General features: G+C 70.5%; 17 protein-coding genes. 13 read left to right on the top strand and 4 right to left on the bottom strand.

The window, feature by feature from the left end:
- Window positions 1–94 precede the first annotated feature (94 nt).
- Genes AC1DQC_RS08520 through AC1DQC_RS08505 form a run of 4 tightly spaced genes read left to right on the top strand, consistent with a single transcriptional unit; the run spans window position 95 to window position 5,668 of the window.
- A complete protein-coding gene (locus AC1DQC_RS08520; protein WP_477050795.1) occupies window positions 95–901 on the top strand; it encodes an ABC transporter permease in 807 nt (268 codons plus the stop codon).
- Window positions 898–2,100, top strand: a complete 1,203-nt coding sequence (locus AC1DQC_RS08515; protein ID WP_477050794.1) for an ABC transporter ATP-binding protein — start codon at window positions 898–900, stop codon at window positions 2,098–2,100. The genes AC1DQC_RS08520 and AC1DQC_RS08515 overlap by 4 nt, the downstream gene beginning before the upstream one ends.
- Window positions 2,097–3,173 carry a class I SAM-dependent methyltransferase gene (locus AC1DQC_RS08510; protein ID WP_477050793.1) on the top strand — a complete coding sequence of 359 codons (1,077 nt, stop codon included), beginning with the start codon at window positions 2,097–2,099 and terminating at the stop codon, window positions 3,171–3,173. Before AC1DQC_RS08515 ends, AC1DQC_RS08510 begins: the two co-directional genes overlap by 4 nt.
- Window positions 3,170–5,668 carry a glycosyltransferase gene (locus AC1DQC_RS08505; RefSeq protein ID WP_477050792.1) on the top strand — a complete coding sequence of 833 codons (2,499 nt, stop codon included), beginning with the start codon at window positions 3,170–3,172 and terminating at the stop codon, window positions 5,666–5,668. The genes AC1DQC_RS08510 and AC1DQC_RS08505 overlap by 4 nt, the downstream gene beginning before the upstream one ends.
- Here AC1DQC_RS08505 and AC1DQC_RS08500 read toward each other — a convergent pair.
- Complete coding sequence (locus AC1DQC_RS08500; RefSeq protein WP_477050791.1) at window positions 5,649–6,767, bottom strand: glycosyltransferase family 4 protein; 1,119 nt, start codon at window positions 6,765–6,767, stop codon at window positions 5,649–5,651. The two genes, AC1DQC_RS08505 and AC1DQC_RS08500, sit on opposite strands and share 20 nt — an antisense overlap.
- 58 nt (window positions 6,768–6,825) lie before the next feature.
- Between AC1DQC_RS08500 and AC1DQC_RS08495 the strand changes: the two genes are divergently transcribed.
- Window positions 6,826–7,959: a glycosyltransferase family 4 protein gene (locus tag AC1DQC_RS08495; RefSeq protein WP_477050790.1), complete on the top strand. Its 1,134-nt coding sequence runs from the start codon at window positions 6,826–6,828 to the stop codon at window positions 7,957–7,959.
- Window positions 7,960–7,977: 18 nt separating this feature from the next.
- Here the strand turns inward: AC1DQC_RS08495 and AC1DQC_RS08490 are convergent, their stop codons facing one another.
- Window positions 7,978–8,595, bottom strand: a complete 618-nt coding sequence (locus AC1DQC_RS08490; protein WP_477050789.1) for a dTDP-4-dehydrorhamnose 3,5-epimerase family protein — start codon at window positions 8,593–8,595, stop codon at window positions 7,978–7,980.
- 111 nt (window positions 8,596–8,706) lie between these two features.
- Between AC1DQC_RS08490 and rfbD the strand changes: the two genes are divergently transcribed.
- The 6 genes from rfbD to AC1DQC_RS08460 all read left to right on the top strand — a co-directional run bounded on the left by rfbD (window position 8,707) and on the right by AC1DQC_RS08460 (window position 16,123).
- Complete coding sequence (gene rfbD, locus AC1DQC_RS08485; protein WP_477050788.1) at window positions 8,707–9,552, top strand: dTDP-4-dehydrorhamnose reductase; 846 nt, start codon at window positions 8,707–8,709, stop codon at window positions 9,550–9,552.
- An 86-nt stretch (window positions 9,553–9,638) separates the two neighbouring features.
- Window positions 9,639–10,859 carry a nucleotide sugar dehydrogenase gene (locus AC1DQC_RS08480; RefSeq protein WP_477050787.1) on the top strand — a complete coding sequence of 407 codons (1,221 nt, stop codon included), beginning with the start codon at window positions 9,639–9,641 and terminating at the stop codon, window positions 10,857–10,859.
- A complete protein-coding gene (locus AC1DQC_RS08475) occupies window positions 10,856–11,638 on the top strand; it encodes a glycosyltransferase family 2 protein (RefSeq protein ID WP_477050786.1) in 783 nt (260 codons plus the stop codon). Before AC1DQC_RS08480 ends, AC1DQC_RS08475 begins: the two co-directional genes overlap by 4 nt.
- Window positions 11,639–11,641: 3 nt before the next feature.
- Window positions 11,642–12,667 (top strand): NAD-dependent epimerase/dehydratase family protein, encoded by a 1,026-nt coding sequence (locus AC1DQC_RS08470; protein WP_477050785.1) that lies wholly within the window; start codon window positions 11,642–11,644, stop codon window positions 12,665–12,667.
- 79 nt (window positions 12,668–12,746) lie between these two features.
- On the top strand, window positions 12,747–14,471 hold the full coding sequence (locus AC1DQC_RS08465; protein WP_477050784.1) for a hypothetical protein: 1,725 nt from the start codon (window positions 12,747–12,749) through the stop codon (window positions 14,469–14,471).
- Window positions 14,468–16,123, top strand: a complete 1,656-nt coding sequence (locus tag AC1DQC_RS08460; protein WP_477050783.1) for a hypothetical protein — start codon at window positions 14,468–14,470, stop codon at window positions 16,121–16,123. The genes AC1DQC_RS08465 and AC1DQC_RS08460 overlap by 4 nt, the downstream gene beginning before the upstream one ends.
- A 41-nt stretch (window positions 16,124–16,164) precedes the next feature.
- Here the strand turns inward: AC1DQC_RS08460 and AC1DQC_RS08455 are convergent, their stop codons facing one another.
- A complete protein-coding gene (locus AC1DQC_RS08455) occupies window positions 16,165–18,219 on the bottom strand; it encodes a hypothetical protein (protein WP_477050782.1) in 2,055 nt (684 codons plus the stop codon).
- A 219-nt stretch (window positions 18,220–18,438) separates the two neighbouring features.
- On the opposite strand from AC1DQC_RS08455, the gene AC1DQC_RS08450 reads away from it, so the two are divergent.
- The gene (locus tag AC1DQC_RS08450; RefSeq protein ID WP_477050781.1) at window positions 18,439–19,785 is read left to right on the top strand and encodes a hypothetical protein; all 1,347 of its coding nucleotides are present in this window, start codon (window positions 18,439–18,441) and stop codon (window positions 19,783–19,785) included.
- Window positions 19,786–19,791: 6 nt separating this feature from the next.
- On the opposite strand, the gene AC1DQC_RS08445 is transcribed toward AC1DQC_RS08450, so the two are convergent.
- On the bottom strand, window positions 19,792–22,272 hold the full coding sequence (locus AC1DQC_RS08445) for an N-acetylmuramoyl-L-alanine amidase (protein WP_477050780.1): 2,481 nt from the start codon (window positions 22,270–22,272) through the stop codon (window positions 19,792–19,794).
- 264 nt (window positions 22,273–22,536) lie between these two features.
- On the opposite strand from AC1DQC_RS08445, the gene AC1DQC_RS08440 reads away from it, so the two are divergent.
- Window positions 22,537–24,183: a DUF2142 domain-containing protein gene (locus AC1DQC_RS08440; protein ID WP_477050779.1), complete on the top strand. Its 1,647-nt coding sequence runs from the start codon at window positions 22,537–22,539 to the stop codon at window positions 24,181–24,183.
- Window positions 24,184–24,220: the final 37 nt, after the last annotated feature.

The raw sequence follows: 24,220 nt of genomic DNA, 5'->3' as shown, positions 1-24,220 counted from the left end.
ATTCTCGATCGCTGCGCCCACACACATACTGCGTGCGCATCCACTCTCTGAACGGACATCGGCCTTGGGCATCCTTACGGACACGCGAGAGGTCGTGCACTCTCGCGAGCTCCTCGTCAATCTCGTACAGCGAGAGCTCCGCAGCAAGTACAAGGGCACCGCCCTCGGGTGGGGTTGGTCGCTCCTGAACCCGCTCGCCACGACGATCATCTTCACGCTCGTGTTCTCCACGATCATGCGCGTGGTCCCGCCGGTCGGGGTGAACGGCCTGCACAGCTACCCGTTGTTCCTCCTCTGCGGCTTGCTCACCTGGAACTTCATGGCCGGCGCGGTCCAGGGAGGCCAGGGTGCGCTCGTCGCCAACGGCAACCTGATCAAGAAGACGTACTTCCCGCGCCGGCTCCTCGTGCTGGCCACGGTGATCTCCGCGTTCGTGACCTACCTCATCGAGATGGGTGTCCTCGCGGTGATCTTCCTGGTCGCCCGGGTGAACGTGCTTCCCTGGATCGTCCCGGTGTTCCTGGTGATGATCCTGGTGGGCTTCTTCTCCCTCGGCCTGGCGCTGGCTCTGTCGGTCGTGAACGTGTACTTCCGGGACGTGGCCCACTTCGTGGCGCTCTTCATGCAGATCTGGTTCTACGCCACGCCGATCATCTACCCGATCAGCCTCATCGAGGGGATCCAGGACGGGTCGAGCTGGGCGTCGAAGCTGCCGCTCGAGACGATCTACTCGCTCAACCCGATGGTGGGTTTCGTGGAGTCCGTGCGGGACATGCTCTACTCCGGGCACCTGCCGTCGTGGCAGCCGCTCGTGTACTGCCTGCTCGTGACCGTGGTGCTCCTGTGGTTCGGCAACCGGGTGTTCGCGAAGCTCGAGTCCAGACTGGCGGAGGAACTGTGACAGAGGTCATCCAGGCGACGGACATCGCGAAGCGGTTCCGGATCTACCACGAGCGCAACCAGTCGCTGAAGATCGCGATGATGCGCCAGCGGCGGGCGAAGTTCGACGAGTTCTGGGCACTGCAGGACGTGTCGTTCGCCGTCAAGGAGGGCACCACGTTCGGGCTCGTCGGACACAACGGGTCCGGTAAGTCGACGATGCTCAAGGTGCTCGCGAAGATCCTCGTGCCCGACCGCGGACGAGTGGCGGTGACCGGTAAAGTCTCGGCGCTGCTGGAGCTGGGCGCGGGTTTCCACCCGGAGCTGTCCGGCCGCGACAACGTCTACCTCAACGGGTCGATCCTCGGCCTGCGCAAGGACGAGATCACTCGCCGGTTCGACGACATCGTCGGCTTCGCCGGGCTCGAGAACTTCATCGACACCCCGGTGAAGAACTACTCGTCCGGCATGTACGTGCGACTCGGGTTCTCGGTCGCCATCAACGTCGACCCGGACATCCTGATGATCGACGAGGTCCTCGCCGTGGGTGACGAGGAGTTCCAGCGCAAGTGCATGGAGAAGTTCAAGGACTTCAAGGACCAGGGCCGCACCATCGTCGTCGTGAGCCACGCGCTGGGCACCATGCGTGATCTCTGCGACGAGGTCGCCTGGCTCGACCACGGCCGGCTCCTCGGCCTGGGCAAGCCGAACGACGTCGTCGACGAGTACGTCGACAGCTCGCACGCGGACCGTGAGGAGCAGCCGTCCGGTCCGGACGGGAACGCTCGGCACGGCTCGGGCGAGGTCCGCGTCGAGGGCGTCGAGCTCCTCCACGGAGGCGGGAGCGCGCAGCCCCACACCGGCGACAAGGTCACGCTGCGACTCCACTACACGGCGACTGCCGACGTCCCGGGTGTCGTGTTCGGGATCGGGGTGCACACGATGACGGGTCAGCACGTCACCGGACCGAACACCAAGGACTCCGGGCTCCAGTTCGACGTGCGGCGCGGCACCGGGACGGTCGACCTCGACATCGACCGGCTCATGCTGCTGCCCGGCACCTATGACGTGTCGACCGGGGTGGCAGACTCCATGCTGGTCCACACATTCGACCACCAGACTCGCGCCCTGCGCTTCGACGTCCTGCCCGGCGAGCCGGCAGAGCGTTTCGGCGTCGTGAGCCTCGGTGGTTCCTGGAACGTCAAGGAAGGTGTCGCGTGAGCGAGAACCCCCCGCAGGCGGCCGAGGGCGGCAGCAAGACCTACCACTCGCCCGAGGCGCTCGAGCTGCCCTTCGACCAGTACCAGCGGTACGCGACGGCGGCACGCGTCGTCGAGGCGCTGGGCGGCGTCGAGGGCAAGACCGTGCTCGACGTGGGCGGTGCGCCCGGCTTCATGGAGGTCTTCTTCCCGGGCGCGCAGGTCGCGATCGTCGACCGCTACGGCTCCCACAGCGGGAACTTCATCGTCGCGGACGGAGCCCGGCTGCCGTTCGACGACGACGCGTTCGACGTCGTGCTGACGCTCGACGTCCTCGAGCACATCCTTCCGCCGTTCCGCGCGCCGTTCCTCTCCGAGCTGCGCCGCGTGGCCCGCGACTACGTGGTCCTGAGCGCGCCGCACGCCACCGACGGCGTGCAATTGGCCGAGGCCGCGCTGCAGAGCTTCGTCACCGTCCGGTTCGGCGAGGTGTTCGGCACCCTGCAGGAGCACTCCGACAACGGTCTTCCGCGTATCGAGGACACCCTCGAGGCCCTCGGGGCGGACGACTGGCACGCCGCCCGGCTGCCGAGCGGTTACCTGCCGCGATGGCTCCTCGGCATGCTGTTCCACCACGAGCTGCTCGCCGTCGGGATGCCCGAGCTCCCGCAGCTGCACCGCTTCTACAACGAGCGGCAGTCGCTGCTGGACAACGCCGAGCCGTCGTACCGGCAGGTCGTGGTCGCGTCCGCCAGGCGGACTCCCGCCGAGCTGGACGCGCTGGTGGCGAGCCTGCGCAGCCCCGACGCCAGCACGGACACGCAGGTCACGCTCGGTGCGATCGGTGCCGCAGTCCTCGGCGCACGCCTCCGGACCACCGGCGCGGTCGCTGCGCTGGAGCAGGAGGCCGGCCGGCTCCGGGACGAGCTGACGACGGCACGCACCGTCATCGCCGACCGCGAGGCGCACACCATCTCCTTGCGCCAGCAGCTCGCGTCCGCCGAGGCCGAGATCGCCAGGCTGCGCGAGCCGGCCCGACGCGGGCTGCGTGGACGTTCCAAGGAATCCCGAAATCAGCAGGGGGAGAGCACGTGACAGTGAGTCGCAGACCGGGCGTCGTCTCGGTCATCGTCGTCAACTATAAGGGCGCCGATGACACGATCACGTGCTTGAAGTCGTTCGCCGACGTCGAGTGGCCGGCGCGGGACATCGAGCTCGTCGTGGTCGACAACGCGAGCGGCGGTGACGACGTCGAGAGGATCCGTCGGGCGGTTCCCGACGCGGTCGTCGTCACGTCGGCGACCAACCTCGGCTTCGCCGGCGGGTGCAACCTCGCGGTCAAGAAGAGCACGGGCGAGTTCGTCGTCTTCATCAACAACGACGCCCGCCCCGACGCCGGGTTCCTCCGCGAGGCGATCCCGGTGCTCCAGAGGTCTTCGGACGTCGGGGCCGTGGCGACCAAGGTCCTCGATTGGGAGGGCAACGCGATCGACTTCGCCGGTGCTGGGATGTCCTGGTACGGACAGGCGTTCAAGAAGGGTGTGGGGGCGCCTGCAGCCTGGGGGCCCGAGCAGGAGACCGACGTCCTGTTCGGGACGGGCTCGTCGCTCATCATGCGCGCCGAGGTGTTCGAGAAGGTCGGCGGGTTCGACGAGAGCTACTTCATGTTCTTCGAGGACGTCGACCTGGGGTGGCGCCTCTGGCTGCTCGGCTACCGCGTCCGGTACGTGCCGACCTCGATCTCGTTCCACCGGCACCACGCGTCGATGTCCTCGATCGGTTCGTGGCGCGAGAAGTTCCTGCTCGAGCGGAACGCGCTGTACACGATCTACAAGAACTACGACGACGAGAACCTCCAGCGCTTCCTGCCGGGGGCGATCGCGCTGGCGATCCGCCGCGGCGTGGTGCTCGGCGGAGACGACCCCACCGAGCTCGACCTGGCCTTCGGCCACGACGCCGCCGAGGGTCCGTCGACCACGGTGTCGCGCACGGCCCTCGCGTCGACCTACGCCGTCGACGAGTTCGTGCGCCGGTTGCCCGAGCTGGCCACCGAGCGCGCGCGGCTGCAGGGACAGCGCCGCCGGGACGACGTCGACATCCTGCGCCTCTTCGGCGACCCGCTGCAGCCGAACATCAACGACGCCGGGTTCGTGGGAGCGTACGACGAGGTCGTCGAAAGGTTCGCGATCCGGGAGGCGTTCAACCGGCGCCGCAGGATTCTCGTCGCGACGGGGGACACGCTCGCGACCCGCATGGCCGGCCCCGCGATCCGGGCGTGGAACATCGCCCGAGAGCTGTCCACCGAGCACGACGTCAAGCTCGTCACCACGGCCGCGAGCAGCCTCGAGAGCTCGGAGTTCGAGATCCGGCACGTGAATCCTCTCGACATGGTCGAGATGGAGGCGTGGGCCGACGTCATCATCTTCCAGGGCTTCCTGATGCACGAGCACCCGGTGCTGCGGAACAGCTCCAAGGTGATCGTCGTGGACATCTACGACCCGTTCCACCTCGAGCAGCTGGAGCAGGCACGGGACCTCGGCGAGGCCGGTCGCCGTGAGGTGGTCAGCTCGTCGACCGGGGTCCTGAACGAGCAGCTCGCACGTGGTGACTTCTTCATGTGCGCCTCGGAGAAGCAGCGTGACTTCTGGCTCGGCCAGATGGCAGCGCTCGGCCGCCTCAACCCCCTCGTCTACGACGAGGACGAGACGCTCGGGTCGCTGATCTCGGTGGTGCCGTTCGGAGTGAGCGACACCGCGCCCGTCGCCACCAAGCCCATGGTCAAGGGCGTCATCCCCGGCATCGGCAAGGACGACAAGGTCGTCCTGTGGGGTGGGGGGATCTACAACTGGTTCGACCCGCTCACCCTCATCCGGGCGATCGGCAAGGCCAAGGAGCGGGTCCCGGAGATCCGCCTGCTCTTCATGGGGGTCAAGCACCCCAACCCCGCGGTCCCCGAGATGCGCATGGGGGTCGCCGCGCACCGGCTCGCCGAGGACCTCGGCCTGCTGGGCAAGGAGGTCATCTTCAACGAGGAGTGGGTGCCGTACGACCTGCGGCAGAACTTCCTGCTGGAGTCGGACATCGGCGTGAGCACGCACCTCGACCACATCGAGACGGCCTTCTCGTTCCGCACCCGCATGCTCGACTACATGTGGGCGTCACTGCCGATCGTCTGCACCGCGGGAGACTCGCTCGCCCAGCTGGTGCACGACCGCGACATGGGCACCGTCGTCGCGCCCGGAGACGTCGACGCGCTCGCGGACGCGCTCGTCGACCTGCTGACCGACGAGGACCGGGCTCGCGAGGTCCGGGCGAACGTGGCGAGGGTCGCTCCGGAGTACGTGTGGTCGCTCGCGCTCGACCCGCTCGTACAGTTCTGCCGTCGACCGCGGCGCGCGCCCGACCTGGTCGGACCCGATGCGCCCGCGATGCTCGGCTCGTTCGTCCGCGTGGCGGAGCCGTCGTGGGGTGGTGTCAAGGGCGACGTGGGCCTGGTTCGCGAGTACTTCAGCGACGGCGGCGCGCGGCTCGTGGCGTCCAAGGTCAAGAGCAGGCTCAGCCGCGTGGTGCTCAGGCGCGACCCGTCCTGACGACGGACCGGTAGGCCCGCAGCGTCGCCTCGGCGCTGCGGGCCCAGCTGAACTCGGCGGCCCGTTCCAGGCCGCGTGCACCCAGCTCGTCGTGCCGCGGACCGATCGCCTCGCGCAGCGCGTCCGCGAGCGCGCCGGCGTCGGTCGCCTCGACCGTGAGGCCTGCGTCGMCCACCACCTCGGCGCACGCCGTGCCGGACGACGTCACCACAGGCGTCCCGTGGGACATCGCCTCGAGCACCGGGAGCCCGAAGCCCTCGGACAGCGACGGGAAGGCGAACGCCAGGGCGCCCGCGTACAGGGCGTGCAGGTCGAGCCGGTCCACCCGTCCCGTGACCCGGACGCGGGACCGGACCGCCTCGGGGATGGCGGGTGGCTCGCCCCATCCGGGCGGGCCGACGAGCAGCAGGTCGGGCGCCTCAGGGTCTCGGGCCAGCTCGGCATAGGCCTCGAGCAGGGTCACGACGTTCTTGCGGGGCTCCGTCGTGCCGGCCCACATCACGTACGGGCGGTCGTCGGCGTACCGACGACGCGCCGCCGCGATCTGGCTCGCGTCCGGTCGCACGACGGTGACGCCGTGTGGCACGACGCTCAGCCGGTCGTCGTCGATCCCGGCGTCGCGGCACTCGTCCGCCGTCGCCCGGGAGGGGACGATGACGGCGGCCGCCCGTCGGCGGACGTCCTCCAGCGCCCTGCGGAAGAAGGCGTTGCCACGCTCCGTAAACAGCTGGGGCCGCTCGAGGAACGCGAGATCGTGCACCGTTACGACCAGCGGCCGCCGGGTGGCGGGGAGGGCCCACGTCGTGGCGTGCACGACGTCGAGAGTCGGCACCCGGCCCTCCACGCGCGGCCGGTGCAGGCTCTGCCACGACTGGTACAGCGCGGTCCGGGGGAGCCGGGAGTGCACGACGCGGACGTCGATCGCCCAGTCGTCGGGCGGTCCGGTGCGGTGGTGCGCGGCCAGGCCGACGGCCCGGACGTCGTCGCGTCCGACCAGCGCCCGCAGGAGCTCCACGATGTACGTCCCCGACCCTCCAGGGGCGGGCTGCCAGAGCTGCTCGACGACCAGTCCCGCACGCAGGGGTTCGACAACGGGCATCCCGACAGCCTAGGGCGCTGGCGGGCGGGGCCCGGCGCCGATGCGAGGATGGTGCACCGTGAGCCTGCGCGTGCTGATCGATGCCACTGCCGTCCCCGCCAACCGAGGCGGTGTGGGCCGCTACGTCGATGGCATCGTGCCCGCGCTCGTCGCCGCGGGGGTCGATCTCGTGGTGGCTGTCCAGCGCAGGGACGTCGAGCACTTCGCGGCGTCGAGCGCCGAGGTCGTGCCGGTGCCCTCCGCGGTCGAGCGTCGCGCGGTCCGGTTCGTGTGGGAGCAGACGGGCCTCCCGCGGCTCGCCCGGCGGGTGGGGGCCCAGGTGCTCCACAGCCCCCACTACACGCGGCCGCGACTGCTGGGCGTCGCCTCGGTCGTCACGCTGCACGACGCCACCTTCTTCAGCCACCCGCAGCTGCACGACCGCTCGAAGGCCCGCTTGTTCACGGCGGCGACGCGCTCCGCCGTGAAGACGGCCGACGCGCTCGTCGTACCCTCGGCGGCGACGCGCGACGAGGTGCTCCGAAATGTCGGGGGGGACCCCGGACGGTTCCATGTGGCCTACCACGGTGTCGATCCCGCCGTCTTCCGACCAGTGCCGGTGGAGGAGCGACACCGCGTCGCGGGGTCGCTCGGGCTGGGAGCGACCCCTTACGTCGCGTTCCTCGGCACCCTCGAACCACGGAAGAACGTGCCCGCCCTCGTGCGCGCCTGGGTGCAGGTCGCCTCAGCCTCGGACACACCGCCGGCGCTCGTCCTGGCGGGTGCGAAGGGCTGGGACGCCGAGATCGACGCCGTCCGCGCGCAGGTGCCCGACGGGCTGCATCTCGTCGTCCCGGGCTATCTGCCGCTCGACGACCTGGCTCCGCTGCTCGGTGGTGCGCAGGTCGTCGCGTACCCGTCCCTCGGTGAGGGCTTCGGGCTGCCGGTGCTCGAAGCCCTCGCGTGCGGGTCGTGCGTGCTGACCACTCGCGAGCTGTCGCTGCCCGAGGTGGGCGGCGACGCGGTCGCCTACAGCGACACGACCAGTGACTCGATCGCGACGGAGCTGGCCGCGCTGCTGGCCGACCCGGCGCGGCGCGACATGCTGGGACGTGCCGCGCTCGCGCGCAGCGCGAGCTTCACCTGGGACAGGTCCGCCGCTGCGCACGTCGAGGCGTACGAGGCCGCGCTCGCGCGGCGACGGGACCGGTAGGTGCGCTGCTGACGCTGCTCAGGCGCCCAGGCCGGCGACGTACTCCTCGACCTGCGCCATCGTCGGCAGCAGTCCCGACGCGCGGGCCTCCGACAGGCTCGGCGCTGCGAGGTCCTTGTCGGACAGCTTCGGCGTGATGGCCCGGCCCTGGCGGTCGGTGGTCGGCCACTCGATGCCGATCTCGGGGTCGAGCGGGTGGATGCCGTGCTCGCGGACGGGGTCGTAGCCCGTCGAGCACAGGTACAGCACCGTCGAGTCATCCTCCAGCGCCATGAACGCGTGCCCGAGCCCCTCGGACAGGTACAGGGCGCGCCGGTCGACGTCGTCCAGGACGACCGCGTCCCAGCGGCCGAACGTGGGCGAGCCCACGCGGATGTCGACCGCGACGTCGAGGATGGCGCCCTTGGYGCACGTGACGTACTTGGCCTGGCCGGGAGGCACGTCCGCGAAGTGCACACCGCGCAGCACGCCCGCCTCCGACACGGAGCAGTTGGCCTGGCTCAGCGACAGCGGGTGACCGAGGGCCTCGACGAACGGGTCGGCCTTGAACCACTCGAGGAAGACGCCACGAGGATCGCCGAACTGTCGCGGGGTGAACTCCCACGCCCCGGGGACCTCTAGCTCACGGACGCGCACGAGGCACTCCTTCTGTTCAGGGGATTGGGCGGCCCCACACTATCCGGACGCCTAGGCTGAGGCCTCGTCGTGCCCAGGGACACCTGTCCTGGCGGAGCTCAAGGAGAGATCGTGCGCTGGTTGGTGACCGGTTCGAACGGCATGCTCGGCAAGGACCTGGTCGCGCTGCTCGGAGCGCGTCCGGGCGACGAGGTGACCGCCGCCGACCGCGCCACGCTGAACGTCACCGATGCCGTCGCCGTCGACACTCTCGTTGCCGGTCACGACGTCGTCGTGAACTGCGCCGCGTGGACGGCCGTCGACGACGCCGAGACCTCCGAGGGACCGGCGTTCGACGTGAACGGCACGGGCGCGGCCCACCTCGCCCGCGCGGCGGACCGGCACGGCGCGCGGATCGTGCAGGTGTCCACCGACTACGTGTTCGACGGTCGTGCGTCGTCGCCGTACCGCGAGGACGCGCCGGTCGGACCGCGATCGGCGTACGGGCGCACCAAGGCGGCAGGGGAGTGGGCCGTACGGTCGCTCGCCGCGAACCACCTCGTCGTCCGGACGGCATGGCTCTACGGCGAGCACGGTCCGTGCTTCCCCAAGACCGTCCTGCGCATCGTCCGCGAGCGCGGCGGCATCGACGTGGTCGACGACCAGATCGGCCAGCCCACCTGGACCGCGGACCTGGCCGACCTGGTGGTCCGGCTCGTCGACGCGGATGCCGCACCGGGGACGTACCACGGCACGTCGTCGGGGAACGTGTCCTGGTGGGGGTTCGCCCGCGAGGTGGTGGCGGCCGCGGGGCTCGATCCCGAGCTGGTGCGGACGACGACGAGCGACTCCTTCGTCCGCCCCGCGCCACGCCCCTCCTACTCGGTGCTCGGGCACGACGCGTTCCGTGCGCTCGACGTCGCTCCGATCGGGCCCTGGGCCGAGCGCTGGAGAGCCGCCGCGCCAGCCCTGGTGTGAGTCGCGGCACGCGAGGGCGACGCGGAGGGTGAGGGTAGGCTGTCGCCCGCCCGCCCCGGCTCCCCCGTCTGTGGAGGTCCTCCTGCATGTCACCCAACCAGCTCCAGGCCGCCCCCGCGTTCGAGCGTGACGTCGTCGTCGTCGGCGGTGGCGGGCACGTCGGGCTGCCCCTCGCGATCGCGCTAGCGAGCCGCGGCGCGAGCGTCGCGATCTACGACCTGAGCCAGTCCGCCGTCGACCGGGTCATGAACGGCGTCATGCCGTTCATCGAGCCCGGAGCTCAGGAGCTCCTGGAGAAGGCCCTGGCCGACGGGCTCCTGACGGCCACCACCGACTCGTCGGTCGTCGCGTCGGCCGAGAACGTGGTCGTCGTCATCGGGACCCCGGTCGACGAGCACCTCAACCCGGACCCGACGGCGATCCCGAAGGCGCTCTCGGCGTGTGCGGACTCGTTCCGCGACGGGCAGCTCCTGGTCCTGCGCAGCACCGTCTACCCGGGCGTCACCGCGCTCGTGGAGAAGATGGTCGCGGCCCTCGGCGTGGACGTGGAGGTCGCGTTCTGCCCCGAGCGCATCGCCGAGCACAAGGCGATGGAGGAGCTGTTCGACCTGCCGCAGATCATCTCGGCCCGCACGGAGTCCGGCCGGGCTCGCGCCGGTGCGCTGTTCGGCAAGCTCACCGACCAGCTCGTCCAGCTGGAGCCGGAGGAGGCCGAGCTGGCCAAGCTGTTCACCAACACGTGGCGCTACATCAAGTTCGCGGCCGCCAACCAGTTCTACATGATGGCCAACGACCGCGGCCTGGACTTCGACCGGATCCGCAAGGGGCTCGCGCAGGACTACCCGCGCGCGGCCGACATGCCGGGCGCCGGGTTCGCAGCGGGTCCCTGCCTGTTCAAGGACACCATGCAGCTGGCCGCCTTCAGCGACAACCAGTTCGGGCTCGGCCACTCGGCGATGCTGGTCAACGAGGGTCTCCCGCTCTACCTCGTGAGCCGCCTCGAGGAGCGCTTCGACCTGTCGACGATGACCGTCGGCATCCTCGGCATGGCGTTCAAGGGCGGGTCCGACGACATCCGGTCGAGCCTGTCCTACAAGCTGCGCCGCGTGCTCGACTTCAAGGCGGGCAAGGTGCTCGCCACCGACCCGCACGTGACCGTCGACCCGGAGCTGGTGCCCCTCGAGCAGGTGCTCGCCGAGGCTGACCTGCTGATCGTCGCGACGCCGCACGCCGAGTACCGTGACCTGCAGACCGACCTCCCGGTCGCCGACGTCTGGAACCTGCTGGGCAACGGGGTGCTCGTGTGACCCACGGCGCCTCTCCCCGCGTCTCGGTCATCATCCCGGCGTACAACGAGGGCGAGCACATCGTCCCCGCGCTCGACCGGATCTTCGAGGCCGTCCAGCTGCCGTGCGAGGTCGTCGTCGTCGTGGACTTCCCCGAGGACACCACCGTCCCGGTGGTGGAGCGGTACCGCGCCGACGAGCCTCGCCTGCGCGTCGCGATCAGCACGTATGGCCGAGGCCCCGCCAACGCCATCAGGTTCGGGATCGACGACGCCCAGGCGCCGACCGTCGTGGTGACGATGGCCGACGGGTGCGATGACCCCCGGCAGATCGACGACCTGGTCCGGCTCGTCGAGCGCGGAGTGGTGGTCGCGGCGGCCTCCCGCTACATGCCGGGCGGCGCCCAGGTCGGCGGTCCGTTCCTCAAGTCGTTCCTCTCGCGCTCGGCCGGGCGGTCGCTGCACACGTTCGCCCGCATCGGCACGCGTGACGCGACGAACTCGTTCAAGGCCTACGACGCCGAGTTCGTCCGCTCCGTCGGCATCCACTCGCGTGACGGCTTCGAGATCGGGCTCGAGCTGACGGCCAAGGCACGCCGGCTCGGTCGTCCCGTGGCCGAGCTGCCGACCATCTGGCTCGACCGCACCTTCGGCGAGTCCAACTTCAAGCTGGCGCAGTGGATCCCGCACTACCTGCGCTGGTACCGCTTCGCCTTCGGGCACAGTGCCACCCCCGAGCAGGTCCGGGCCCAGGCGGCCCGTCTGGTCGAGTCAACGAACGACGACGTGAAGGACGGATAGAGCATGGAGAAGGTTCTGGTCAGCGGTTCCGCTGGCTTCATCGGTGGGTATGTCGTGGAGGAGCTCCTCAGCCGCGGCTACGAGGTCGTCGGCATCGACAACTACTCGAAGTACGGCAAGGTCACCAAGTCGTACGACGACAACCCGAACTACCACCTGACCGTCGGGGACGTGCGCGAGACGAAGCTGATGACCCAGCTGCTCTCCGACTGCGACCACTTCATCGCCGGAGCCGCCCTCATCGGCGGGATCTCGTACTTCCACACCTACGCGTACGATCTGCTGGCCGAGAACGAGCGCATCATCGCCTCGTCGACCGACGCCGCGATCGCCGCGCACAAGGAGGGTCGCCTCAAGAAGGTGACCTACATGTCGTCCTCGATGGTGTTCGAGTCGACGACGTCGTGGCCCTCCAAGGAGGGCGACGAGCGGATCGTCCCGCCGCCGCTCTCGTCCTACGGCTTCCAGAAGCTGGCCGTCGAGTACTTCGCGCGCGCGGCATGGGACCAGTACAAGCTGCCGTACACGATCCTGCGCCCGTTCAACTGCGTCGGCATCGGTGAGTCCCGTGCGCTCGGTGACGTCGAGATCGACTCCGGCAACGTGAAGCTCGCCATGAGCCACGTGGTGCCCGACCTGGTCCAGAAGATCCTCAAGGGTCAGGACCCCGTGCACATCCTGGGCGAGGGCAACCAGATCCGGCACTACACGTACGGCGGCGACCTCGCCCGCGGCATCGTCGACGCGATGGCTCACCCCGACGCGCTGAACGACGACTTCAACCTGTCGACGCCGGACGGCCACACGGTGACCGAGCTCGCCGAGATCATCTGGCACAAGATCAAGGGCGACGACGTCCCCCTGACGCTCACGCACGACCCGGCCTTCGAGTACGACGTCCAGCGTCGTGTCCCCGCGACCGACAAGGCCAAGCGCGTGCTCGGCTTCGAGGCGACGACCAAGCTCGAGGACATGCTCGACGAGGTCATCCCGTGGATCGCCCAGGCGATGAAGGACGGGACGATCTGACCGAGGCGGACGCGCCGACAGGGGCAGGCACGCTGGTGCCTGCCCCTCGTGGCATTTCCCGGCCCGTGATGGGGGCGGCGTGCGCCTGGTGCTGACCTCGTGGGCGTGGCACAGCGTGCTGCTCGCTGTCGCCGTCGTGGCCGGCGCGACCGTCTTCGCCCAGCGCTCTCGGTCGCGCGCCCTCGTGCTTGCCGGAGCGATGGCGGTCGTGGGCGTCGCCTACCTGACCGTCGGAGTGGTCTGGTGGTGCTCACCGACGGTCGGAGCGTGGTCCTCCCGGCTGCTGGCGCTGGGCGTGCTGGTGGCGATCGGCGTGGCTGCCTGGCGGCGGAGCCCCGTCCTCGCCCGGGCGCTGCACGCGGTCGCCGCACCTGTCGCCCTGATGCTGTCGTACGCGCTCGCAGTGGTCGGGCTAGGGTTCCTGCGCGGCGGTGCCGGCCTGCCGGCCGACACCGCCGCGACCCGCTTCTCGTGGCGCCTGCCGCCCGACAACGTGCTCCCCTTCCTCTTCGCCCGCCACGTCGAGTCGTCGGGTCACCAGACCCTGCCGCCGCCCGTCTCGGGCTGGTTGTCGAGCGACCGCCCGCCCCTGCAGACCGCGATCACGCTCGCGCAGACGCTCGTGCACAGGGACGACGTCGGGGCGATGCTCGACTACCAGGTTCTCGGCACCCTCCTGCAGGCGTCCTGGATCCTCGGCGCATGGGCAGTCCTGGAGGTTCTCGCGGTGCGCCGCGTCACCAGCTCTGTGGCGATCGGTGCCGCCGCGGCGACGAGCGTCGTCGTGCTGAACACGTTCTACGTGTGGCCCAAGCTTCTCGCCGCCGGGTTCGTCCTGCTGGCCCTGGCGGTGGTGCTCCGCCGGCCAGGACGTCGGCCGGCCCTGCACTACGCACTCGCGGCTGTGCTGGCCGCCCTGGCGTACCTCTCGCACGGCGGTGCGGTGTTCGCTCTCGTGCCAGTGGCGGTCATCGGCGCCTGGCAGGCCTTCCGGGCGCCGAGACCGGCGCTGTCGCTCGGGTCGGCCCTGGCCGCGTTCGCGTGCGTGGTCCTTCCGTGGTTCGCCTACCAGCGACTCGTCGACCCGCCCGGCGACCGGCTGCTGAAGTGGATGCTGGCAGACGTGCAACCCGTCGACCCGCGATCGCCGGTGCGGGCGGTGCTGGACCAGTACCAGGCGGTCGGCCTCTCAGGCGCGATCGAGAACAAGGTCGGGAACCTCTCGCGATTGCTCGGCCACGGCTGGGATCGCGCCGCCGCGATCCAGAACGCCGACGCGTGGGACGGCTCGTGGCTGAGCTTCTGGCGTTCCGAGACGTTCTACTCGCTGCTCCCCGCGCTCGGACTGCTGCTGCTCCTAGCCGTGGGGTGGGCGTTCCCCCGGCGCGGTGACATCGCTGACCGGCGCGCCGGGACGGCGCTGGCCGTGGTGCTCGGCGGTGGTCTTCTCTTCTGGTGCATAGTCATGTTCGGTCCAGGCACGACGTACCTCCACCAGGGCACGTTCGCGTTCGTCCTGCTCGGCGCGATGGCGCTCGCGTGCGCGGGCTGTGCTCTGTCGGTGAGGTTCGCGCTCCTGGTCGTGATCGCCCAGGTGGCGTTGACCGTAGCCGTGCTCCTGCCGCAGCTCCCGGCCGCGGGTGCCCCGGTGACTCCCGGGACGCCGGTGCTCGTCTCCGCCTCGGCTGTGCTGGTCCTCTCGCTGCTGGCGTTCGTCGCAGTCCTCGTCTCGACCGGACGAGACCCGAGACCGTCGGCGCAGCCAGACGCCGCCGACGAGGCCACGCTCGGCGCACTCGGGTGAGCATCCCGCGACGGTGGTGGTGGATCCACCTCGCACTCCTCGCGGGCGCGGGCGTGCTCCTCCTCGTGCTCGGCCGTCATCAGTGGTTCTTCGGGGACGAGTGGGAGTTCTTCACCAACCGCGGGTTGGGACCCGGCGCGACACTGAGCATCTGGCGCCCTCACAACGAGCACTGGTCCACGCTCCCGATCATCGTGATGACCGGACTCCGAGACGTCGTCGGCCTCTCGTCGTACTGGCCGTACCTGATCGCTCTCCTGCTGTGCCACCTCGCGCTGGCGCACGTGCTCTGGCGCATCTGCGTCCGTGCCGGTGCGGCACCGCTCTTCGCGACGATCGGTGCGGCCGTCTTCTCCCTCCTGGGCGCGGGTGCGGAGAACCTTCTCTGGGCATTCCAGATCGGGTTCGTGGGTGCTCTCCTGCTCGGCTGGCTGGCCATCCTGGTCGGCGATCACCCCCAACGCCTCTCCTGGCGAGACACGGGACCGGTCGTTCTCCTGGTCGGCGCGCTGATGTGCTCGGGCGTGGGTGTCCCCATGGTCGCGTCGGCGGCGGTGGCGGTCCTGCTGCGCAGCCGCAGCTGGGTGCGCGCGCTCGCCGTCGGTGGTATCCCGGGCGTGGTCTTCGCTATCTGGTACCGGCTCATCGGCACCGTCAACGGCTCGCCCCCCATGCCGGCCCGGTCATGGACGGAGAAGGCGCACGAGCTCGGGTCCGGCATCATCTCCCAGGCGACGGCCGTGACTGGCGGGCCGGTCCGCCTGGTCGAGCTGGCTCTGCTCGTGCTCGGGGTGTGTGCACTCGTCGTCGGCCTGTGGGCGGTCCGTGGCACCGATCGCGGCCGGCTGGCCGCCGCGCCGCTGGGCGGTCTCGTCGGCGCGGTGGTGTTCGCCGTGCTGACCGCGGTCGGTCGCAGCGACCTGACCGCCTCGCGCTACGTCTACGTCGTCGTCGCCCTCGCGCTGCCGATGGCGATGGTGGTGCTCTCGCTCGCCCCGTCGAAGCCGTGGATCGCGGGCACGATCGCGGTGCTCATGGTGGCGGTGGGGGCTCACAACGTGGCGCTGCTCGTCGACCGAGCGCGCGCGGAGGCAGCCCGCGAGGCCAGCTCGCGTGCGCTCGTCGAGTCGGCTGCGGAGCTCGCGGTCGAGGGGGGTGAGCACCTTCTCGACCAGCCGGACCCGTATCTCAACCCGGACCTCACGGTCGAGGCGCTCCGGCGCCTCGTCGACGACGGACTCGGCACGTCGTCGACAGCCGTGGGCACCGCGACGGCGCTACGGAACCTCGACGTCGCGGTGGGACCTCAGGTGCCCGAGGGGATCTCGGTGACCCCGGCGACCGACGTGCGCTCGACCGACGTGATCCCGGCCGGCACCGGCACGGGCGAGACGTGCTGGACGGCCTGGCGCGGAGTCACCAGCGCGCGCGTCACCGCGCCCTCGACGGGTCGGCCGATCGCGTTCCGCTTCGACACCGCGGTGGCCACGTCGGTGGACGTCGTGGTGTCGATGGACGGCGTCCAGTCCGAGGTCCGGCACTTCGCGCTGCCGGCAGGTGTCCCGCTGTTCGTGACGGCGGACCTGCCTGTGGCCGCCGAGCTGGTGCTCAACGTGCCGCCGGCCGCCGCCCACCTCTGCGAGGTCGGCTGAGGCTCCGGTCCTCCCACCCGAGTCCGCGACGTCCTGACGACTCAGGGGACGACGACGGTGCTGCAGCCCAGGGTGAGGTTGGCCCCGGAGGGCACGTTGATCGCGTAGACGCAGAACTGGTGGCTGCCGGCCCTCGCCGAGACCGCCGAGGAGAAGCCGTGGGCGTCGCCCTTCCCGAAGGCGGCGGCGACGTCGGCCCGCGACTGCGCGGCCACGAGCGGTGTGCCGACGCCGTCCACGTAGGCGTGCACCTGGATCGGGTCGGAGGTATCCGGGTCGAGCGCCCAGCCCGCGAAGACCACCTGCCCGGCCGACGTCGAGACAGACTCCAGGTTGCCGATGGGGGTCGCGTTGGTGACGGTGACGGTCGAGCAGCCGAGCGCCGTGTTCGGCCCGCCGTTGGCGTCGATCGCGTAGAGGCAGACGGAGTGCGAGCCGTTGCTCGCCGCGAGCTGCACGTCGAAGCCGTGGGCGTCGCCCTTGCCGTACGCCGCTGCGACGTCCGGACGCGACTTGTTGGCGACGATCGGCGTGCCGACCCCGTCGACGTAGATGTGGACCTGGATCGACGCCGTGGTGTCGGGGTCGAGCGCCCAACCGGCGACACGGACGCCGGAGCTCGTGGCCTGGACGGCGTCGCGGGTGCCGATCGGCGCGCTCGACACGGGTGCGGGAACGGTCACCGTGCTGCACCCGAGCGTGGTGTTCGGGCCCGACGGGGTGTTGATCGCGTACACGCACACCGAGTGCGGGCCGGCAGCGGCCGGGAGCACCGCGGCATAGCCGTGAGCGCTGCCGCGCCCGAACGCCGCGTCGACGTCCGGACGTGATCCGGAGGCGACCAGCGGCGTGCCGACTCCGTCGACGTACACGTGCGCCTCGATCGGGGCGTTGGTGTCGGGGTCCAGAGTCCAGCCGGCGAGCGAGATCTGCCCGACCGACGTCGTGAGCGTCTCGAGGTTGCCGATCGGCTGCGGGTTGGCCACCGTCACCGTCCAGCAGCCGAGCGTGGTGTTGGTCGGGCCGCCGGTGCCGTCGATCGCGTACAGGCAGACGTTGTGCGTGCCCGCCGACGCGGGCAGCGACACGTCGAAACCGTGCGCGTCGCCGTGGCGGTAGGCGGCGCCCACGTCGGGGCGTGATCCGGCGGCGACGAGGGGGGTCCCCACACCGTCCACGTACACGTGGACCTGGATGGATGCCGTCGTGTCGGGGTCGAACGCCCAGCCGGCGAGAGCGATGACGTTGTTACCTCCGCGGACGAAGTCAGCAGCGCCGACCGGTGCCTGCTGCACCGGTGAGCCGAACCAGTCGACGAAGAACCGCCAGAAGTTGCGGTTCCCGTACGTCGAGCACACGTCGCCGAGCCCCGCACCCGCGGCGAGCGCGGCGGCGTTCGGCTGATACGGCGTGTAGTTGTACAGACCTGCGGTCGCCTGGCTGCGGATGGTGACCTGGGAGCCCCCGCACCCGCCGGGGTTCGTCGCGAACGGGTCGGTCGGGTGGTAGGGGATGAGGTTCGTGGCGTTCGGCTGGAACCTGTACGACTTGGGCAGAGCCCGGTACTTCTGGAACTGGTTCGCCGCGAGGTACACCTGCACGGCGAACCCGCCCGACGCGGGGTCGCACGGTGCGGTGTCGGGACAGGCGAAGCCCATCGCCTTGGCATAGACCGCCGCCGACCCGGCCGTGCGCCGGTTCACGAGCGTCTGCTCCTTCTGCATCGTCACCAGGAGCACCCGGGGGTTGATCCCGCACGCCTGCGCAACCTTGTAGATGACCTGCGCGGCCGGCTCGTTCGCAGCACCCTGGTAGGGCTGGCAGTAGGTAGAGGTCCGCGTCGGCGACGTCACTGTGAAGTCCTTGAGGCACGGAGTCCCGTCCGACGCCGGCACGCAGCCCGCCCCCTGGGTGCTCAGGAACGCCTGGATGTCGGACGGCGACATCGTCGTCGAGTTGTAGAACACGGCGTCGCTGATGATGAGGCCCGGATCGAACAGGGAGTTGTCCGCGGCGGTCGCGGAAGCGGCGGACCCGACGAGAGCGGCGGCGACGACCGCCAGGGCGGTCGAGATCGAGACCAGCCGCTTCAACATGCTGTGTCGTCCTCCGGGTCGGCATCGTGGGCAGGGGCACGTTATCCCACGGGGACGCGCGTGGGTCCGACACGCCAGGTGGAGTCGCAGACGCCGGTGCCGGGCCGGTGCGATCTCTCGGTGCTTCCGCGTGCGGACCGGTGGTGCGAAGGCTGCGGGTAAGGTAAGGCCGCCTTCGCCGACCTACAGGAGGCATTCCGACGAACCGATGGGAACGATGTGACCGCGATCGACCACGACGCCGCTGTGACGGCCGAGGACGCGGATGCATCATCGGATCGCGTCGGGGCGCGGCATCGCGTAGCTCTCCTTGTGCTCGCGACGGCCGGTCTTGCCGCGCTGGTGCTGTGGCGCTCGACGCCCTCACCCATGCGTCGCGTATGGGCGGAGGACGGTCCGATCTTCCTGCAGGCGGCCATTCTGGATTCGCCTTGGCACAACGTCCTCTCCCCCTATGCGGGCTACGCCCACGTCGTTCCCAGGCTCGTGGCAGAGGTTGTCGTTGCGCTGCCGCCGACGTCGTGGGCCGCAGCTATCGCGCTCGCCAGTGCGGCGATCCGTGTCGCCCTGGTGGTCGTCGCGTGGTACGCGACCCGGGAGCACATCCCATCCGCGGGGTGGCGCTACGTGCTCGCTATCGCCGCACTGATCATGCCAGTCGCGCAGCTCGAGACCTTGGACAACCTTGCAAACTTGCACTGGTTCCTCGACTGGGCCGCAGTACTCTGCGCGATGTGGTCGCCGCCGACACGCCGTGGTGCGGTCGTGCGCTGCGCCGTGATGGCCCTGGCGGTGCTTTGCGACCCACTCGCGGCTGCGGTAGTCCTCCCGATCCTCGTGGTCCGGGCCCTGCGGCGCCGGACGACGGCCGAGCTGATCGCACTCGGCGTCGGCCTCCTCGCCTCGGCGATCCAGTTCATCGTCGTGCTCGGAGCTCGCGCGCAGCGCGCGGCGCACGGCGACCTCACGCCGCTCGAGATGGGGCGTTCATATATCGGCCGAGTCGTGTTCGGCGCTTTCAGCGGGAGCGACCTGGCCTCAGCGGTGTACCCAGTCACCGTGGGCTTCGCGGCCGTGACTTGCCTTGTTCTCGCCTTGACGGCCCGCGGCATCGTGTTCCGCGGACCGCAGCGCTCGCTGGCTGCCGTCTGCACAGCAACGAGTGTGGTTCTGTACGTGGCTGTCACCTTCGGGTTGTCCGATCGCGCCGCAGCGCTGGGCATGGTGCCGGGCGCGGAGCTCGTCGTAGGCGCGATGCCCCGATATACCGTGGTGGCAGCTCTCCTGCTCCTCACCGCGGTCGTATCGGGTGCGTCGGTCGTGGCGCGGGACCGCCGGGCGGCGATCGCCTGGTGGGTCTGCGGCGGCTTGCTGGGCGCGTGGTACGTCGTCGGCGTCGTCACCGCGGTCGGCGACTTCGAGCTCACCTCGGCGCCCCCGTGGCCGGTTGCCGTCGAGGCAGCACGAGTAGCGTGCGTCCAGGGTGCCCTCGGTGAGATCTCCGTCCCGGTCGAACCGGCGCAGTGGCCGGTCATGGTCCCGTGCTCGATGCTCGAGCGCTCCTGACGGTGGTCAGACGGATCGGCATCCGAGCAAGGGGTTGACCCCGCCGGTCGAGTCGATCCCGTAGAGGCACACGCGGTGCGACCCGGCAGGTACCCGCACGGTGGCGTCGAAGCCGTGCGCGGCCCCGTTGCCGAACGCGGCGGCGACGTCCGGACGGGAACCCGCTGCCGTCAGCGCGACGAGCGGAGCGTCGTCCAGCCAGACGTGGACGGTCGACGGCGCCGAGGTGTCCGGGTCGGCTGCCCAACCGGCGACCCGCACGTCGTTCCCGCTGCGTGACACGATGTCGAGCGCTCCGACGGGTTGCCGGTTCACGACACCCACCGTCCGGCACCCGAGCAGCGTGTTCGCGCCGCCCGACGAGTCGATGCCCCAGGCGCAGACCCGGTGGTTGCCGGACGTCGCGCCGAGGAGGAGCGAGTAACCGTGCTTGTCGCCGCGCCCGAACGCTGCGGCGATGTCCGGGCGTGAGCCTGCGGCGACGACCGGCGTCCCGACGTCGTCGACGTAGACGTGCGCCTGGATCGGGTCGGTCGTGTCCGGGTCGAGCGTCCAGCCTTCGACGCGGATCGCGCCCGACGACGACACGGCGACGTCCAGGGCGCCGATCGGGGCGGCCCCCACGGTCACCTGTCGGCAGACGAGGGGTGGGTTCGCCCCGCTCGGAGAGTTGATCGGGTAGATGCACACCGTGTGCGGACCCTGTGCGACGGGCAGGTTGACGTCGAACCCGTGCGCCGCACCCATGTGGAACGCGGCGTCGACGTCCGGCCGCGAGCGGTCGGCGCGGACGGGGTAGCCCGCCGCGTCGATGTAGACGTGCACGTCGATCGGGTCGCGCGTGTCGGGGTCGATCGTCCAGCCGGCGACGTGGATCCCGGTGGCCGTCGCCTGCAGCGTGTCGACGGCGCCGAACGGCACCTTGTTCGTGGTCGTGACGACCGCGCACCCGAGCAGGACGTCGACGCCACCGTCGACGTCCTGCGCGCTGACGCACACCAGGTGCCGCCCGTTCGCCGTGGGCACCGTGAGGTCGAAGCCGTGCGAGGGGCCGACGCCGAACGCGGCCGCGACGTCGGGCCGCGAGCCGCCGGCGCGGGCGGTCGTCCGCGCGCCGTCGACGTCCACGAGCACGTTGATCGACGCGTCGGTCGTCCGGTCGTACGTCCAGCCCGCGACGCGCACACCCGCCGTCGTGCCGGCGAAGCTGTCGACGGCACCGCGTGGTGAGACGCCGACGGTCGCGTCGACGAGAGCGGACACCCGTCCCCGGATCGAGCCGAGAGCGTCGTAGAGGAACTGACCCGGGCAGGTCGTCAGCTGGGCGTCGCGGTGGCCGTAGATGGTCGGGAACAGGACGACGGTGCCCTCGGGGTACTTCGAGGCACCACCCCCAGAGACCATCTGCACCGAGTCGGCCGCGCGGATGCCGAACGTCGCGAACCGCCAGGCGATCACGCGGCTGATCCCCTCGAGCAGCTCGGCGCTCGGCCCGACCGCCGCGTAGTTGCCGATCGCCGCGACGCCGATCGTCCGCGAGTTGAAGCCGCCGGTGTGCACGCCGATCACGGTCGTGTCCACACTTCCGGCGCGACCCTCGAAGATGCGGCCGAACCGGTCGACCAGGAAGTTGTAGCCGATGTCGCACCAGCCGCGCCCGCCGTCTGCCTCCGGGGCGGTGTGGAACGCCATGATCCCGTTGAGGATCCCCGGGACGTCGGCGGGTGAGTAGTCGTTCGACGACGCGGTGTGGTGCACGGCCGCGGAGACGAACGCGGCGGGGGAGTAGTCGGGCTCGCACGAGCGCAGCGACTCGTCGGCGCCCCACTGGGACCGCCGGATGATCCCTGGGTCGGCGGGTGCCGCGGCGATGACGGACGTCGCCACGTCAGCACGGGCCACCGAGCGCGACGCGGCCTGCGGGCTGGGGAGCTCCGACGACGTGGCCGGGTCAACGAGTACCGCGGTGAGCCCGTCGACGTCCCCGGTGGCCGACTCGGCCCACACCTGCAGACCGTCGGATCCCATCGCGACGATGGGGTCGGAGCCGCGACGATGCGTCCGGCGCCCCTCGGTGCTGTTCGGGTCGGGCGACGCGTCGGACTCCCCGACCGCGTTCCACTCACCCCAGCCGTCGTCGTCGTGCACGCGATAGCGCACGACGACGTCGACGGAGTCATGGTCCCAGGTGAAGCCGAGCACGCTGAAGTCGGCGGTGTGCTCCGGCGTGGTCAGGATGTCGGGTTCGGGTTCGGGAGCGGTCTGCGCTTCCGGTTGTGTGTCGGGCGCGAGCCGCGCACCGGAGGGGGGCTCGTCGCCGGTCRGCACGGACGACGCGTCGGGGAGCGCCGCGATCTCGGAGTCGGCGACACCGGTGAGGTCGAGCTCGTGGATCGCGGTGGCGTCGGCGACGTCGGCCGGCGCTGCTGGGGTGGGCGTGGGTGCAGCGAAAGCGAGCGCGAGCCCCACGGCGACGATGCGCAACATCCGGCCTCCTGGCGTGGTGAGCAACCAGCGGACCACGTGCCACGACCGCCGCGGTTGCGACACGCCGGGTCAACGAGATACGGCGAGCGGTGTGACATTCCGGGGTGCGCTAGCGCCGAGCGGCTAAGTCCTTCCCGACCGCTGACATCCCGGCGTCGGACTACCTCAACGTCGGGTTCCTGCCCGGGGGAAGCGTCGTCTGCACCGTCTCGTGACACGGGTTCGGCGGCGCTGGACGGTCGATCAGGCGGGGTAACATGTCGCGTGCAATTTTCTGCCCGCCTCCCTTCCCGTGTCTGGCTCCGCCTGGCGGGCGCCGCTCTCGCGCTGATCGCGCTCCTGTCCTGGGGGCTCTCGACCGCGATCGGCGGCACGCCCGACGAAGACTTCCACCTCGTGAGCACCTGGTGCGGCGGCGGGTTGCGCGACGGCGTGTGCGAGGCAGGATCTACCGATCTGGCGCGCGAGGTCCCGAGCTCGTTGTTGAAGGCGACGTGCTTCGCGTTCCACGCCGACGCCAGCGCAGCCTGCCAGGGTGACGCCCTGCGTCACCCCACGGACGAGATGGAGGAGACCGTCCGGGGCAACATGACCGGGCTGTACCCGCGTGTCTTCTACTCCGTGATGAACGTGTTCGTCGGCCCCGACGTCGACCACTCGGTCCTCGTCATGCGGGTGTTCAATGCGTTGCTGTTCGTCGTGTTCGTCGGCGTCGTGTACTGGGCCGTGCCCGTCGGCCTGCGTCGCGGGGTGCTGGTCGGCAGCGTGGTGGCGGCGGTGCCGTTCGGCATGTTCCTCATCCCGTCGCTGAACCCCAGCAGCTGGGCCTACCTGTCGGCGGCGACGCTGCTGGCGACGGTGGTGGGCTTCGTCCGCACCGACGAACGCCGCAGGATGTGGGTGCTCGGCGTCCTGGCGGGTCTGGCCACGCTCGTCGGTGCGGGGGCCCGCGGCGACGCGGCGATGTACGCCGTCGTCGCCATCGTGGCGGCGGCCATCATCGCGGTCAGGCCCCGCCGTGCCTGGGTGCGGCTCTGGTACCCGGCCGTCCTCGCGGTGATCGCGGGCCTGCAGTTCCTGACGACCGGGCAGGCGGGAGCCGTCGACCAGGCCGGCGCGGACCAGCAGCTGACGCTGTGGAACGTGCTCAAGCTCCTGAACGACGTCCCCGTCCTGTGGGCGGGCGACTTCGGCCTGTGGAGCCTCGGATGGATCGACACGGGCGTGCCTGCGCTCGTGTGGGTGTTCGCCGGCTCGATCTTCGCGGCCGTCGTGTTCGCCGGCCTCGGCGGCATCCGCGCCCGGCAGGGCATCGCCGTCGCGATGATCGGGCTCGCTGCCTGGTTCGTGCCGGCGTACATCCAGTTCGCCTGGAACGCCCCGGTGGGCTCCGAGGTGCAGCCCCGCTACATCCTGCCTCTGCTGGTGATGCTCGCCGTCGCCGCGACGATCCGGCTGCGCGGACCCGCGTTCAGGCTCGGCGGGATCCAGCGTTGGGTCGTGGTGCTCGGGCTCGGGATCGCCAACGCCGTCGCGTTGCACGTGAACATGCGGCGCTACATCTCCGGCGACGACGTGCCCTCGCTCAACCTCAACAACTCGCTCGAGTGGTGGTGGGACCTGCCCGTCGGGCCGATGGCCGTGTGGCTCGTCGGTTCCGCGGCGTTCGTCGCCGGTCTGGCCCTGCTGACACGAGAGCTGACCGAGGACGCAGCCGCGGTGACGACGACCGAGGAGCTCGAGTCGGCACAGCCGGAGCCGGGGGAGCACGCCGAGACACCGGCGGCGCTCGTCGTGCCCGCGGCCACCGAGTCGCGTCTCGTCGAGCCGCAGGTCGTCCCGGCGTCCGGGGGTCCGGTCGAGGTCGCCGGACGGTCGACGTCTGCTGCCGGGACGGCGGACGGCGCGTGACGCTGGCAACCATCGGTACTGAGCTGACGACGATCCG

Source organism: Cellulomonas sp. P4_H12 (assembly GCF_056400905.1).
Note: the sequence above shows the minus strand (reverse complement) of the source record. Positions and strands in the feature narration are given on the sequence as shown.

Bases quoted from the DNA above. Each gene is read 5' to 3' on its own strand.
- AC1DQC_RS08480 (WP_477050787.1), top strand. From the start codon at position 9,639: ATGTCACCCAACCAGCTCCAGGCCGCCCCCGCGTTCGAGCGTGACGTC.
- AC1DQC_RS08470 (WP_477050785.1), top strand. From the start codon at position 11,642: ATGGAGAAGGTTCTGGTCAGCGGTTCCGCTGGCTTCATCGGTGGGTAT.
- AC1DQC_RS08455 (WP_477050782.1), bottom strand. From the start codon at position 18,219: ATGTTGAAGCGGCTGGTCTCGATCTCGACCGCCCTGGCGGTCGTCGCC.